The 13,888-nt window shown below is 70.8% G+C and carries 16 protein-coding genes; 9 read left to right on the top strand and 7 right to left on the bottom strand.

Annotated elements, in window-relative coordinates; genetic code table 11:
- Nucleotides 1-93: 93 nt before the first annotated feature.
- Entirely contained in the window at nt 94-912 is an 819-nt protein-coding gene (locus ACFQU4_RS06955; protein WP_377488602.1) for a sugar phosphate isomerase/epimerase family protein, read from the top strand.
- On the opposite strand, the gene ACFQU4_RS06950 is transcribed toward ACFQU4_RS06955, so the two are convergent.
- Both ACFQU4_RS06950 and ACFQU4_RS06945 read right to left on the bottom strand, forming a co-directional pair.
- Nucleotides 887-2,032, bottom strand: coding sequence for an alpha-hydroxy acid oxidase (locus tag ACFQU4_RS06950; RefSeq protein ID WP_377488599.1), 1,146 nt, complete (start codon nt 2,030-2,032; stop codon nt 887-889). The genes ACFQU4_RS06955 and ACFQU4_RS06950 overlap by 26 nt on opposite strands.
- Nucleotides 2,033-2,104: 72 nt before the next feature.
- Entirely contained in the window at nt 2,105-2,551 is a 447-nt protein-coding gene (locus ACFQU4_RS06945; protein WP_377488596.1) for an NUDIX domain-containing protein, read from the bottom strand.
- A gap of 62 nt (nt 2,552-2,613) precedes the next feature.
- Between ACFQU4_RS06945 and ACFQU4_RS06940 the strand changes: the two genes are divergently transcribed.
- The 3 genes from ACFQU4_RS06940 (at nt 2,614) to ACFQU4_RS06930 (ending at nt 5,099) form a co-directional block, all read left to right on the top strand.
- On the top strand, nt 2,614-3,390 hold the full coding sequence (locus ACFQU4_RS06940) for an alpha/beta fold hydrolase (RefSeq protein ID WP_377488593.1): 777 nt from the start codon (nt 2,614-2,616) through the stop codon (nt 3,388-3,390).
- 81 nt (nt 3,391-3,471) lie between these two features.
- Nucleotides 3,472-3,822: a hypothetical protein gene (locus ACFQU4_RS06935; RefSeq protein ID WP_377488590.1), complete on the top strand. Its 351-nt coding sequence runs from the start codon at nt 3,472-3,474 to the stop codon at nt 3,820-3,822.
- Between the two features lie 98 nt (nt 3,823-3,920).
- The gene (locus tag ACFQU4_RS06930) at nt 3,921-5,099 is read left to right on the top strand and encodes a VOC family protein (protein ID WP_377488587.1); all 1,179 of its coding nucleotides are present in this window, start codon (nt 3,921-3,923) and stop codon (nt 5,097-5,099) included.
- Here ACFQU4_RS06930 and ACFQU4_RS06925 read toward each other — a convergent pair.
- Nucleotides 5,080-5,751 (bottom strand): hypothetical protein, encoded by a 672-nt coding sequence (locus tag ACFQU4_RS06925; RefSeq protein WP_377488584.1) that lies wholly within the window; start codon nt 5,749-5,751, stop codon nt 5,080-5,082. The genes ACFQU4_RS06930 and ACFQU4_RS06925 overlap by 20 nt on opposite strands.
- The gene (locus ACFQU4_RS06920) at nt 5,748-6,137 is read right to left on the bottom strand and encodes a hypothetical protein (RefSeq protein ID WP_377488581.1); all 390 of its coding nucleotides are present in this window, start codon (nt 6,135-6,137) and stop codon (nt 5,748-5,750) included. Before ACFQU4_RS06920 ends, ACFQU4_RS06925 begins: the two co-directional genes overlap by 4 nt.
- 177 nt (nt 6,138-6,314) lie before the next feature.
- Here ACFQU4_RS06920 and ACFQU4_RS06915 point away from each other — a divergent pair, with 177 nt between their 5' ends.
- Nucleotides 6,315-6,962 (top strand): response regulator, encoded by a 648-nt coding sequence (locus ACFQU4_RS06915; protein WP_377488578.1) that lies wholly within the window; start codon nt 6,315-6,317, stop codon nt 6,960-6,962.
- A complete protein-coding gene (locus tag ACFQU4_RS06910) occupies nt 6,959-8,926 on the top strand; it encodes a histidine kinase (protein WP_377488575.1) in 1,968 nt (655 codons plus the stop codon). The genes ACFQU4_RS06915 and ACFQU4_RS06910 overlap by 4 nt, the downstream gene beginning before the upstream one ends.
- Before the next feature lie 6 nt (nt 8,927-8,932).
- Here the strand turns inward: ACFQU4_RS06910 and ACFQU4_RS06905 are convergent, their stop codons facing one another.
- Together ACFQU4_RS06905 and ACFQU4_RS06900 are read right to left on the bottom strand one after the other, a co-directional pair.
- Nucleotides 8,933-10,198 (bottom strand): MFS transporter, encoded by a 1,266-nt coding sequence (locus ACFQU4_RS06905; protein ID WP_377488572.1) that lies wholly within the window; start codon nt 10,196-10,198, stop codon nt 8,933-8,935.
- Nucleotides 10,199-10,303: 105 nt separating this feature from the next.
- Complete coding sequence (locus ACFQU4_RS06900; protein ID WP_377488570.1) at nt 10,304-11,170, bottom strand: LysR family transcriptional regulator; 867 nt, start codon at nt 11,168-11,170, stop codon at nt 10,304-10,306.
- Between the two features lie 115 nt (nt 11,171-11,285).
- Between ACFQU4_RS06900 and ACFQU4_RS06895 the strand changes: the two genes are divergently transcribed.
- Nucleotides 11,286-11,936 carry a dihydrofolate reductase family protein gene (locus ACFQU4_RS06895; RefSeq protein WP_377488567.1) on the top strand — a complete coding sequence of 217 codons (651 nt, stop codon included), beginning with the start codon at nt 11,286-11,288 and terminating at the stop codon, nt 11,934-11,936.
- Nucleotides 11,933-12,502, top strand: coding sequence for a hypothetical protein (locus ACFQU4_RS06890; protein ID WP_377488564.1), 570 nt, complete (start codon nt 11,933-11,935; stop codon nt 12,500-12,502). Before ACFQU4_RS06895 ends, ACFQU4_RS06890 begins: the two co-directional genes overlap by 4 nt.
- On the opposite strand, the gene ACFQU4_RS06885 is transcribed toward ACFQU4_RS06890, so the two are convergent.
- Nucleotides 12,503-12,958 (bottom strand): GNAT family N-acetyltransferase, encoded by a 456-nt coding sequence (locus tag ACFQU4_RS06885; RefSeq protein WP_377488561.1) that lies wholly within the window; start codon nt 12,956-12,958, stop codon nt 12,503-12,505.
- Nucleotides 12,959-13,030: 72 nt separating this feature from the next.
- On the opposite strand from ACFQU4_RS06885, the gene ACFQU4_RS06880 reads away from it, so the two are divergent.
- Entirely contained in the window at nt 13,031-13,855 is an 825-nt protein-coding gene (locus tag ACFQU4_RS06880; RefSeq protein WP_377488558.1) for an LLM class flavin-dependent oxidoreductase, read from the top strand.
- The last annotated feature ends 33 nt before the right edge of the window (nt 13,856-13,888 follow it).

Genomic DNA, 13,888 nt, shown 5'->3' with positions numbered 1-13,888 from the left:
CGGCACCGCCGGGGGTGCCGGCTGCGCCTTGATCATGATGCGGCAGACTTGGCTTTCAGCACGAGCCCGTCTCGATGATCATGGAGAGCAGCTATGGCAGCGCCGGCGACCGACTCCCTGCAGTACGCGATCCCACCGGGGATGGTCTCCTACACGTACCGGAACGAGTTCCAGGAGAGCGTGAGCGCAACGCTCGACGTGATCCGGGAGCTCGGGATCACCGACCTGGAGTTCTCCAACCTGTTCGGCCAGTCCGCAGGGGACCTGCGCCGGATGCTGGACGACCGGGGCATGCAGTGCTCCTCGTACGGCGTCGGGTATGCCGACCTGGTGGGCAGGACCGACGACGTCGCTGCGGAGGCCAAGACGCTCGGCGCGAGCTTCGTCCGGGTCGCCTGGATCCCGCACGAGGCACCGTTCGACCTGGCCGACGCCACGGCGGCGGTGGAGACCTTCAACCGGGTCGGCGCCTCGCTGCGTGATCACGGGCTGACGTTCTGCTATCACAACCACGGCTACGAATTCGTACCGCACGGCAGCGGGACGCTGTTCGACCTGATGGTCGAGCGGACCGATCCGGAGGCGGTCGCCTTCGAACTGGACATCCTGTGGGCGCACTTCCCGGGCGCCGACCCCGCGCAGCTCCTGCGCCGCTACCCCGACCGGTTCCGCCTGATGCACCTCAAGGACCTGCGCCGGGGCGTGGTCGGCGACCTGACCGGCAAGACGGCCCGCGAGAACGACGTCGCGCTGGGCGACGGGCAGTTGGACCTCCCGGAGATCCTCCGCGCCGCCGGGCAGTCGGCGATCAGCCACGCCTACATCGAGGACGAGAGCCCGTCCATCGCCACCCAGGTCCCGCGTAGCCTCGCCTACCTCGCCTCGCTCACCGCCCCGTCGCCACCGAGCTGAGGTCGGCGATGGTGCCGGCGCCGAGGTGGCGCATGGTGGCGTGCAGGCCGGCGTCGAAGATCTCCAGCGCTCGCCGTACGCCCGCCTCGCCGCCGGCCATCAGTCCGTAGAGGTACGGCCGGCCGATCATGATCGCGTCGGCGCCCCGGGCCAGCGCGACGGCGAGATCGGCTCCGGACCGGAAGCCGCTGTCGATCAAGATCGTCGCCGAAGGTCCGAGCGCGGCCCGGATCTCCGGCAACAGGTCGATCGTCGTCGCCGCCCGGTCCAGCTGGCGGCCGCCGTGGTTGCTCACGATCACTCCGTCCGCCCCGGCGTCGATCACGGCGCGGGCGTCGTCGGCGTGCTGGATGCCCTTGATCAACAACGGCCCGTCCCAGGCACTCCGGAGCCAGGCCAGATCGGTCAGCGTGACCGTCGGGTCGAACAGCAGGTTGGGCAGTTCCTCGGTGGTCCCGGTCCAGGCCTTCATCGACGCGAAGCTGAGCGGTTCGGTGGTGAGGAAGTCGATCCACCAGTGCGGATGCCGGGCCCCGTCGAGCAGCGTCTGCAGCGTCAGCTCGGGCGGAATGGTGAGGCCGTTGCGGACATCGCGGAGGCGCAGCCCGCCGACCGCCGTGTCGACGGTGAGCATCAGCGTCCGGTAGCCGGCCCGGCGAGCCCGATCGACCAGGTCCTCGCTGGCGGCCCGGTCCCGCCAGAGGTACAGCTGGAACCAGCGGTCGGCATCCGGCACCTCGGCGGCGACCTCTTCGATCGACCGGGTGCCCATCGTCGACAGCGTGTACGGCAGCCCGGCCGCCCGCGCCGCGCGGGCCACCGCCAGCTCCCCCTCGGTGTGCATCATCCGGGTGTAGCCGGTCGGCGCCAGCACCAGCGGCAGGGCGGCCCGCCGCCCCAGAATCTCTGTGCTGGTGTCGATTCCGGCCGTCGCCGGGAAGGCGCTCGGCCGCAGTTCAACGGCCCGCAGAGCTTCCTCGGCCCGGTGCAGCGTCAGCTCCTCCTCGGCCGCGCCGTCGGTGTAGTCGAACACCGCGCGCGGGGTCCGGCGCCTGGCGATCCGGCGCAACTGCTCGATCGAGTTCGCCGCCGCGACGCGACGCTCCGTCCTGCTGATCACGGTGCCTCCCAGTCCATGATCATCCCACCCGGACCGGCGCCGTGCCGCTCAGGACCCGCGAGGCGGGACGGCTCAGGACTGATCTCGGAGCCGGCGGAACACCTCGGCGTGATCCGGCGTGAGCGGCAACGGCTCGGCGTCCGGATCGATCCAGAAGAAGTCGAACGGGATCCAGTCATCAGCGTCCGGCCCGGTCCCCTCGCCGTGCCGCCACTGCTCCGGCAGGCCGTCGGGGGCGATCAGCCGGAAGAACCACCGATCATGGAGCTCCGTCCGGCCGTGACGCTGTTCCCGGATCAGTCGGCGGTCGACGAACCGCTCCACGGTGAACCCGGTGAACCCCGATTCCTCCTCGGTCTCCCGGATAGCGGCCGCCGCGGGATCCTCGCCCGGCTCGATCCCTCCCGCCGGCACCTGGATCCCCGCATCGGGCGACTCCGAGTGTGAGAACACCAGCAGCCGGCCGTCCGCGCGGGTGACGAAGGCCGAGACCTTGGGGCGGGCCACCTCTCCAGTCATGATCAACATCCTGGCAGACCGCCCGGGATCGCCACCCGGACCGCGTGAAAGACTGGGTCGGCATGGAGAGTCTGACGATCCGACGGGACGGCGCGACGATTCCGGTGGCGGTGTCCGGGGACGGGCCCGCCGCGGTGTTCGTGCCTGGGCTCGGCGGCACCCAGTCCCAGCTCGGGCCGCTGTTCGAGGGGCTTCGGCGGCACCTGCGGCTGGCCACCTTCGATCATCGCGGGCACGGGTTGAGCAGCGTCGGCGGGCCGTACGGCTACCGGACGTTCGGCGCCGACACCGCCGCCGTCCTGGAGGCCCTGGGCGGGCCCGGTTCCCTGGTGCTGATCGGCCATTCGATGGGGGCGGACCTGCTGCTTGATCAGGCCGCCGCGCTGCCGGCGCCGCCGCGCGGGTTGATCTTGATCGACGGCGGGACACCGCTGTCGGCCTCGCTGCTCACGCCGGAGGAGCTGGACGGGATGCGGGAGTCGATGAACGGTGCGGAGGCGCTGGCCCTCCAGCGGTCGCAGGCCGGGACACCGCACCAGGTCGCGCTCACCGGGGACGACATCTTCCGGCTGCAGGACGAGATCGATCAGCACCGCCGGACCGCCGCCGAGCGGTTCGACCGGATCAGTGGGCCGATCACCATGATCATGTCCGAGTACATGGCCGGCCGCGACGGCACCCGCGCCGCCGAACTCAACCAGGCCTGGCGCGACGCCGTCGACACCCTCGCCGCCACCCGGCCGACGATCACGGTGCACCGGGTGCCGGCCGGACACGATCTCGTGGCCACCCACCCGGACCAGGTGCTCGAGCTGGTCATCGCTGCCCTGGGTCAGTGACACGTCAGAGCCAAGTCAGTGACACCTGATCCCCTGGTACGGACAGCCCACGCGGGGGTTGTCGCGAGACGAGGAGGATCGATGATCGCCAAGGTCGAACGCAACAGATCACTATTCTGGCGGGGACTGGTCGTGGCACTGATCGCAGTGGCTGCGGCGATGCTGGCGCCGGCTCAGGCCTCGGCCCAGCCTGTCGGCTCAGATACCAAGAGCGCGACCGCCGCCGGTGTATGCAGGTTGTGCCCGCCGCCGAACGCGCCGCCGCCGAAATGCATCCCGGTCGGCCAGCACTCCGGGTCCTACTACTGGGAGTACCTGCGCACCAGGAGCTGGACCGGTCACAACGGCCACGGGTGGCGGGTGCACGAGTACCTCATCTCGGCCGAGTGGAGCCTGATCAGTAGGAAGGTGACCTGCAAGATCAACTTCTGATTCCCGAACTGCGCGGTACGGGTCTCCTGGTCGTGGCCCGTACCGCGCCCTCTCCCGTCAGGACGGGCCCCGTCCGGAATGTGGTCTATCGTCGAGCCATGGCGACGATGATGAGCGATTGGCGAGTCCTCGACACCGGTCTCACCGCCTGGTTCGATGCGCCGTCCCCGGACGCGGCCGCCGAACTGGTCCGGCGGATCGGTTCGCTCAGCCGGGACAGCGGGCCGCCCGCCGTCGCGCTCCGCTTCGAAGGGGTACGGATCTCGGGCGCCGAGCCCGGCCTCGCCGAGGCGATCTCCGCCGAAGCCCGCGAACTCGGCCTGACCGCTGACCCGACCGGGCTGTCCTCGCTCCGCGTTCGGGTCGCCGCCGCCGATCCGCCGGCCGTACAGGCCTTCTGGCGCACGGCCTTCGGCTACGGCGAGGAGAGCGACGGCCTGGTCGACCCGTCCCACCGTGATCCGATGATCATCGTCGACGAACTGACCGAGCCACGGCCGCTGCGGAACCGGATCCACGTCGACGTGGTCCGCCCGCCGGACGCCGTGACCGCGGTCCGGACCGAACTGCGCCGCGAGCCGTTCGGGGCCTACGGGGTCACCCTCGCCGATCCCGAACGCAACGAGCTCGACCTGGTGCCCGGCGACCGGCTGCCGGAAGGCCCGGACACCTCCGACTGGTGGGCCGTGTTCGGCGCCGTGGTGCACTACCCGGTCGCCGCCCCGGCCGAGGCGGCGGACCTCGCCGCCACCGTCGTCGGGCTGGCCCGGGACGCAGAGATTCCGCTACTGGTGGACCTCCGCGGCGACGGCATCACCATCGACAGCGGCAAGGACCAATGGGAGGAAGCGCCCGAACGCTTCGCCGAGCTCGCCGGCCGGGTCCAGGCGGCGGCCCGAGCGGCGGGCCTGACCGCCGACCCGGCCCGGCCCCGGTTCGTCCAGTTCGGCATCGACGCGGTCGACATCCCTTCCCTGCAAGGCTTCTGGACGGTCACCCTCGGGTTGCGCCAGGATCCTCGTTCGTTCGTGACCGATCTCTACGACCCGTACCGGCTGCTCCCGGTGATCTTCTTCCAGAGCCTCGACCCGGACGACGAGGATCGGCGCCGGCAGCCCAACCGGATCCGGTTCGAGCTGCTGGTGCCGCACGACCGGGCCGCCGCCCGGATCGATGCGGCCGTCGGGGCCGGCGGACGGCTGGTGGGCGGCGACGACGACCGGCACATCGTCGCCGACCCGGAGGGCAACGAGTTGATCATCGTCCCTCGGCACTGACCTGGCCGTCCCGGACCAGCCGGACGCCGAGGAAGGCGAAGCCGACGGCGGTCAGTCCCCAGCCGATCAGGTCGAGCCACGGGTTCGCGATGATCACCGCGGTCAGGTGGATCAACTGGGAGACGGCGAGACCGATCCCGACGACCAACGGCACCAGGCGGGCCAGGACCGTCAGCAGGCCGAGCAGGAAGATCCCGGCGATGTGGCCGAAGACGAAGATCAACACCATCACCGACACGCTGGGTAGCTCGTTGATCGCGTTCGACAGCAGGGTCACCTGATCAGGCGGCAGCCCGAGTTTCGTCCCGGCCGCGACCACGCTGTCGGAGCCGCCCAGCGCGGTCATGCCCAGATAGCCCGGGATCAGGGTCAGGGCGACGGCGATGGCCAGCCGCGGGCGATAGCGACGAGCCAGGCCGACCGCCGCGTACGCACCCGGCAACAGGGTGAACGCCGCGATCAGCCCGAACCATTGGACGAGGTCCACCGCACCCGGGTTGGCCGCCGCCGACGGACCCACCGGTTCCGGCGGGATGACGAACCTGATCAAGGCCACCGCGGCCGGACCGATCGGCATCAGCAGCGCGGTCAGCAGGCGGGGTACCCGGCCGGTCTCCCGGACCGGGGCCACGGTCTGCTCGTACGTGATCATCGCCGGCTCCCGATCAGCAACAGCATGATCACCACCAGGGCGAGGCCGAGGCCGGCTCCGGCCAGCAGCTTCATCTCGAACGGCACCCCGTCCACGACGAACGCCGGGATCGCGGTGAGCGCCGAGAGACCACGCAGGCCCGCGATCACGTACAGGGCAGGGCGCCGACCGCGCCAGCCCTGTGGTGCCAGGACGAAGGTGCCGAGCGCGAGGCCGGCGATCACGGCGCCGACGATGATCGGGATCAGTTCGGAGCCGGCCACCTGGACGGCGACGAGCGCGAGATCACCCGCTGCGATCACACAGGCGAGGGCGACTCCGACCCGCGCGAGCCTGGACCCGCCGGCGGGATCCACCCGGGATGGGCTGGACAGTTGGGTTGACATGGTGCCTCCTGCACCGAGGGATCGGCGGATCCGATCCGTTGTCACCAACCTGCCGCCGCGGCCGACCGGGCGACTGAGGCGCGGGCCCCGGCTCGGCGCCGGGAACCGGGAATCTTCCCGGCCGGACTGGGGGCACGACCCCTGGCTGAGCGCGACCGGAAGGGTGAGAATCGTGCCGTGGGGCTACCGACGCCGATCCGGGTGGTCGTCGCGGACGATCATCCGGTCGTCCGCGACGGCCTGATCGCCTTGCTCGAAACGCTTCCCGGGATGTCGGTGGTCGCCGAGGCCGGGGACGGACTCGAGGCCGTGGCCGCCGCGGCGGAGCACCGTCCCGACGTGATCGTGATGGACCTGCGGATGCCCGGGCTGGACGGCGTCAGCGCGACCCGGCAGATCCTGGCGGCCCGGCCGGGGATCGCGGTGCTGGTGCTGACGATGTTCGACGAGGACCGGCTGATCGCCGACGCCGTCGCCGCCGGGGCCCGCGGCTATCTGCTGAAGGGCGCCAACCAGGCCGACATCGAGCGGGCGATCCGGACGGTTGCGGCCGGCGGAGTGATCTTCGACGGTTCGGTCGCGGCGAAGCTGCTGCCGCGGATGACCGCGGCCGGCCCTTCGTTGCCGGAGCTGACCCGCCGCGAGCGGGAGGTGCTGGACCTGATCGCGCGCGGGCTGTCCAACTCGGTGATCGCCGACCGGCTTTCGTTGGCACCGAAGACGATCGGCAACCACATCTCGGCGATCTTCCTCAAGATCGGCGTCAGCACCCGGGCCGAGGCGATCGTCCGGGCCCGCGACAACGGACTCGGCGGCGGACCATGATCACGACGGCGGCCGCCCGCAAGTGGCCGCTGGTCCTGCCCGGGCTCGCCCTGCTTCTGATCGTGATCACCGTGGTCGCGTGCGTCGTCGTCGGTGCCGACTGGCAGGACGTGGTGGACGGCTACGTGCTGACCAATCTCGTGGTCGGCCTCGGGTACGTGATCTCGGGCGCGGTCGTGCAGTCGTACCGACCGGGAAACGTCGTCGGCCCGTTGATGACCCTCGGCGGGTTCGGCCACCTGAGCACGGCCGTCATCGGGTCGCTGTGGCAGGTCGGCGCGGCCGCGGACTGGCCGACCTGGCTGCTGCGCACCATGATCGGGCTCTCCGGCGGCTGGACCCTCGGTCTCGGCGGCATGCTGCCGGCCCTGGTGCTGCTGTTTCCGGACGGCCGGTTGCCGTCCCCGCGGTGGCGTCCGGTGCTGTGGCTGACGATCGCCGTCACGGCCTATCAGATCATCGACACCGCACTCAGCCCGTACGAGAACCGTGCCGGCGACCAGCGGTCGGCGTCGATCCTGGCGCTGCCGGCGCCGTTGCCGGAGGCCATGTTCCTCATCGCCAACCTGGTCGGCGGCACCTGCATGCTGCTCGCGATCATCTCGCTGGTGCTGCGTTACCGCCGGTCCGGCGAGACCGGGCGACGGCAGCTGCTCTGGCTGTTGCTGGCCGTGATCGCGATGGGGGTGATCAACGCGCAGCGCTGGATCACCGGCGATGGGCCGATCCTGCTGTTGCTCACCTTCGTCCTGATCCCGACCGCGATGGCGATCGCCGTGGTCCGGCACGGCCTGTGGGACATCCGGGAGATCGTCTCGCGCGCGCTGGTCTACGGCGTCCTGATCTGCCTGGTCGTCGCCTGCTACGTCGGACTGGTGGCTGGGCTGTCCCGGCTGATGCCGGTCGATGCCGGGCACCCGCTGGCGATCGCCGGCGTGCTGGTGATCACGTTTGCGCTCAATCCGGTCCGGCTGCTGTTGCAGCGCGCGGTGGCCAGGGCGGTGTACGGCCATCGCACCGAGCCCGCGGCCGCCGCACAGCAGCTCGGCGAGCGGCTGGCCGACTCCGATGATCTCGACGCCGTTCTTGATCAGATCCGGAACACCCTGCGGCTGCCGGCCCTCGCTGTGCGGGACGAGGAGGTCCCGGTCGCGGCGGCCGGGACGCCGCCTCCGGGTGCTGCTCAGGTCGACGTGCCGTTGGCTCGGTCAGGTGGCCGGCACTGGACGCTGGAGGTGACCCTGCGGGCGGGCGAGCGAAGGCTGCACGAGGCGGACCGGCGGGTGATCGCCGTCGTCTCCGGCCCGCTCGGCCTGCTGCTCCGCGCGCAGGCCCTGGCCGCCCAGCTCCAGGACGCCCGCGCCGCGGTGATCGAAGCACGGGAGCGGGAACGGGCGCTGCTCTATCGAGACCTGCACGACGGCATGGGTCCCAAGCTCACCAGCGCCGCGTTCCGGGTGGACGCTGCGGCCAACCTCGTCGGCAGCCGGCCCGACGACGCCCAGCGCCTGTTGCGGGAAGCCCGCGCGGCGGTCGGCGAGGCCGTCACCGAGGTGCGCCGCGTGGTGTACGGGCTGCGGCCGCTCGCCCTTGATCAACTCGGCCTGGTCGGGGCCGTCCGGGAGCACGCCCGGCAGTTCGGTGATCAGGTCGTGGTCACCGCGCCGGACCGGATCGACCAGGCCAGCCCGGCCGTCGAGCTCGCCGCGTACCGGATCACCCTGGAGGCGATCGCCAACGCCCAACGGCATTCCTCGGCCACCAGGATCGACGTCACGATCATCAGCGGTCCGCCCGGGCTGACCGTGTCGATCACGGACAACGGTGCGCCGGACCGAGCCTGGGTCGAAGGCGTCGGCGTCCGTTCGATGCGGGAGCGCTCCGAGGAACTCGGCGGCGGCACCGTGGTTGGGCCCGCCGGGGACGGTTGGTCGGTCGTCGCAACGCTGCCCCTGCACACCTGATCACGATCACGGAGCCGAACCTCCACGACCTCGGCTGTCGACCAGGAGGCTGATCAAGCCGGCGGCCACGGCACCGATCCCCGCCGCAGCGAGCAGGACGACGGTGTCGACCACCGTGGCGAGCACGGCGGCAGTCGCGGCTCCGAGGGTCGCGGCCACGTTGCCCAGCCACAGGCTCGCCGCGGTGGCGCTGCCTCGATGATCATCGGGCAGCACCGTCTGCTGGTACGTCTCCGAGAGCACCTCGTACACGCTCCAAGCACAGGCGTTCACCGCCCGGCCGGCGATGAGCACGGCGAGGACCGCACCGCCGGGCACCAGCAGGCTGAGCGGCAGGGCGATCAGGCCGACCCCGCGCAGCACGGCGGCGATCCTGATGATCACGTCGAAGCCGGCCCGGACCCGGAGCCGGTTGGCCAGGGCGGCGCCGACGATGCCGCCCAGGCTGCCGACCGAGAAGATCACCCCGATCAGCACGGCATCGAGCCCGAGCGTCTCGCGGAAGAACACCACCACGAGGGCGAAGCAGAGGTCGCAGCAGAACAGGTAGGCGGTGTCGCCGACGGTGAGCCAGCGCAACGGCCGGATCCGGTAGAGCCAGCGGAACCCGTCGATCATGCCCCGCCACCACCCGACCAGCCGCTCCGTACGGCTGGTGGGTGCGGGTCGCGCTCGCCGGCTCGGCGCCGAACGGATGGTGGCCGTGGCGATCCCCGCCAGCAGCGAGGACAGCGTCTGGACCAAGATCGTCGGAACGGCGCCCAGGAACTGAACCAGGGCGCCGGCGGCGGCCGGTCCGGTCGCGCGGGCCACAGCGTCGGTGCCGGCCATCCTCCCGTTCGCCGTACCGAGTTCCTCCTTGGCCACGATCGTCGGCAGGAACGTCCGGTAGCCGACGCCGAAGACGACGCTCAGCACGCCGACCAGCCCGGCCACCAGCCAGATCTGCTGCAGCATCAGCACGCCGAACAGGAACGCCACCGGGATGCTGAGCCAGAGCAGGCTGCGGGCGAGGTGCGAGACCACCAGCAGTCGTTTCCGATCGGTCCGGTCGGCGATCGCACCGACGACCGGCGCGAGGAGCCACGGGACGCTGGACAGCGTCCCGATCAGGGCCACCTGCGATGCGTCGGCGTGCAGTACATCCACCGCCAGCAAGGGAACCGCGACCGAGCCGGTCTGGAGTCCCACCAGGGAGACCGACTGGGCGAACCACAGCCGGTTGAAGTTGCGACGGGGCTCGACGGCACCCGCCCGGGACGAGTTGATCATGGGCAGACCTCACCTGAGTTCGCCCGCCTCAGTCCCTGAACATGGTGCTGTGCAGTTGTTGATCACCTTTATACCCGCCCGGCCCGGCGGCGTCGAGCGTTCGCCTCAGGTCTGGACCGAGGTCCGGATCGCCTCGATCAGGGCGGTGGTGGCGGGCGGGTCGGGCGGATCGCCGTAGGTGGCGACGTGGATCTGCCGGATCGCCTCCGGGATCGGCGTGGCCTGCACGCCCGGCCGGTGGTGTGCCTGGAGGGCGTACCCGGGAATGATCGCGACACCGACCCCTGCCGCGACCAGGGCCTGCACGACCACGATGTCGTCGCTCATCGACTGGATCCGCGGCGCGAAGCCCCGCTGGGCGCAGATCGCGGTCAGTTCGTTCTGGCAGCGTTCGCAGCCGCCGATCCAGGCCGACTCGCGATGGTGATCGACGCTGTCGTCGGGCTCCCGGCTCAACAGGTGGATCTGATCTTGGCCGACCGGGACCAGCCGGAACTCCTCGTCGGCGAGTGGCGCGTGCGCGTGCCGGAACACGAGCGCCGCGTCGATCTCACCCTCCCGCAACTGCTGCAACGCCTCGATCGGGTGTTGTTCGATCACCTGCAGCTCGAGGCCGGGATGGGACTCGGCGAGCACGGCCGCGGCCCTCGGCACGATGGTGCTCAGCACCGAGGCGTTGGCGGCCAGCCGGACCCGGCCGGTCCGCAGTTCGGCCTGCGCCGCGAGCTCGCTGGCCGCCGCGTCGATCCGCCCGATGATCTCGATCGCCCGGTTCGCCAGCAGCTGTCCCTCCGGCGTCAACCGGATCCCGCGGCCGACCCGCTGGACCAGCTTTACGCCGGTAGCCGCCTCCAACCGGGACAGGTGATGGCTGGCCGAGGGCTGCGAGTAGTGCAGTTCGCGGGCCGCTTCGGTGACGGAGCCGTTCCGCGCCACCGCCGCCAGCACCTTGAGATGGATCAGGTTGAACATAGATCAAAGACCTTGATGAGTGAGTCGAAGAATTGGCATTAGACGTCATCTTCGATGCCGTTCATGCTTTTCGCAAGGGCGCCGAACGACGGCGTCGAAGCGTGAGGGGACAACGATGAGCAAGCTCAGGTGCGACATCTCGATCTCGCTGGACGGCTACGTCGCCGGACCGGACCAGAGCGAGCAGGACCCGCTCGGCGTGGGCGGCGAGGAACTGCACGACTGGGTGGTGCCACTGGCCGCGTTCCGGGAGGGGCACGACCAGGAGGGCGGCGAGGTGAACGCGAGCACTCCGGTGATGGAGGAAGCGCAGGCGAACATCGGCGCCAGCATCATGGGCCGGAACATGTTCGGCCCGATCGGCGGCGGCGCCTGGGACGACGCGTGGACCGGCTGGTGGGGCGACAATCCGCCCTACCACCACGACGTGTACGTGGTCACGCACCATCCCCGCGAGCCGATCGAGATGGCGGGCGGGACGACGTACCACTTCGTCACCGACGGCATCGAATCCGCACTGGAGCAGGCGAAGCGGGCCGCCGGCGGCAAGGACGTCAAGCTCTGGGGCGGCGGCATGATCATCGGCGCCTACCTGGCCGCGGGCCTGCTGGACGAGCTCGAACTCCATGTCACCCCGCGCCTGCTCGGCGGCGGTTCCCGGATCTTCGCCGCCGACCTGAGCACGGTCCAGCTCGAGCAGGTCCGGGCCGTCGAGGCGCCGGGCGTGACCCACCTGAAGTACCGGGTGACCCGGAGCGGATCATGATCACCGAGCGGCTGCGCCGGTTCATCGAGGACGTCGAACGGGTGGTCGCCGGCACTGATGATCAGTACGAGCTCACGGCACGGATCTCCCCGCTGATGACCGAACTGCTGACCGACGGCTACCGGCTGCCGGACGAGTTCACCCGGCCGTCGCCGGAGCACAACATGACCTACCCGCTCTACATCGCACCGGACGACAGCTGGTCACTGGCGTCCGTGGTCTGGGACCTTGATCAACAAACCCCGGTGCACGGCCACGAGACCTGGGGCGTCGTCGGCATCTACTCCGGCATCGAGCACGAGGTCCGCTACCTGAAGCCCTCCGACACCGCGCCTGCCGCGCCGCTGACGCCGGCCGGCGAGGCTCGCTGGCGGGCCGGCCAGGTCACCGTCTGCTGCACCACCGACGACGACGTGCATGCCGTCGTGGCCGAGGGCGACGAGCCGACCATCGGAATCCACGTGTACGGCGGCAACATCGGCACCATCAAGCGGCGGCGGTACGACCCGGCGACCGGCGAGGTCGTCTGGTTCTCCTCCGGCTGGGACGCGGTCCCCGTACGGTGATCAGGCGCCGACCGGGATCACCAAATGCAGCTCGTCGACGGTCTCCGACTCGGTTCTGAAGCCGAGCCGCTGGTAGAGCCGGCGTGCCCCGATGTTGATCTTGTCCACCGTGAGCTGCAGCTCCCTCCCGCTCGCCCGAGCCTCCTCGATCAGCGCGGTGATCAACTCGGTGCCGATCCCGCGTTCCTGATGGTCCGGATGGACCTGGATCCCGCCGAGGAAGATCCGGTCCGGCCACCGGACCACCCGGAGCCGGCCGACCGGCACCCCGTCGAGCTCGATGATCGACAGCAAGCTCTCCGGCTCGTCCCGCCCGAACCAGTTCTCGAGGTCCGCGGCGAGCGCCGTCCGCTGCGCCTCGACATCGAGCGCCGGGTCGGCCTGACCCTGCACGTTCGCCAGGATGTCGGCGATGACCGGGAGGTCGGCCCGGGTCGCGGTCCGGAGCGTGATCATGATGCCACCGTGGCAAGCCCGTCATCTGCGCGCAACCAGGTTTCCCGCGCGGTTGCGCGGTAATCTGCCCGCATGACGACTCCGTCCAAGATCAACTTCGGGATCTGGCTCCCGCTCTTCGACGCCCTGGCCGACCCGAAGCTGGTGGTCGACCTCGCCGTCGAGGCCGAACAGGCCGGCTGGGACGGCTTCTTCGTCTGGGATCACACGCACTGGCGGCCGCCGGTGCGGGCGGCGCTCGATCCGTGGATGACGCTCGCCGCCGTCGCGGCGGTCACCGATCGGGTCCGGATCGGCCCGATGGTCACCCCGCTGGCGCGGCGCCGGCCGACCCTGGTGGCCCGGGAGACCGCCGCCCTCGACCTGCTCAGCGACGGGCGGCTGGTCCTCGGGGTCGGAGTCGGCAGCGACCGCTTCGGCGACGAGTACTCCCGCACCGGCGAGGTGGACGACGAGCCGACCCGGGCCGCGATGCTCGACGAGTCCCTGGCCGTGCTGCGGCAGGCGTGGTCCGGCGAGCGGGTGGTCCATCGCGGTGATCACTACACGGTGGACGATCTCGACTTCCTTCCCCGGCCCGCCCAGGAGACGATCCCGGTCTGGGTCGCCGGCTTCCCCGGCAAGGTCCGGCCGCGGCGCCGGGCGGCCCGGCACGAGGGCTTCTTCCCGGTCAATCTTGAGCATCCGGACGAGCTCGCCGAGGCCGCCGCCGCGATCACCGCGCTGCGCGACGATCCGACGTCACCGTACGACTTCGTGGTGGCGGTCGCGCGCGACGCCGACCCCGCGCCGTACGTCGACGCCGGGGCGACCTGGATCCTCACCGAACACGACCCGCACCCGCTCGACCTCCAGGCCGTCCGGTCCCTGGTGCGAGCCGGGCCGCAGCGCGGCTGACCTCCGCCAGCGGCCTATCGTCCGCGTATCCAA

Source organism: Microlunatus sp. GCM10028923 (assembly GCF_042666975.1).
GTDB lineage: Bacteria > Actinomycetota > Actinomycetes > Propionibacteriales > Propionibacteriaceae > Microlunatus.
The sequence above is the reverse complement of the archived record's forward strand: the minus strand, read 5'-3'. Positions and strand labels throughout refer to the sequence as shown.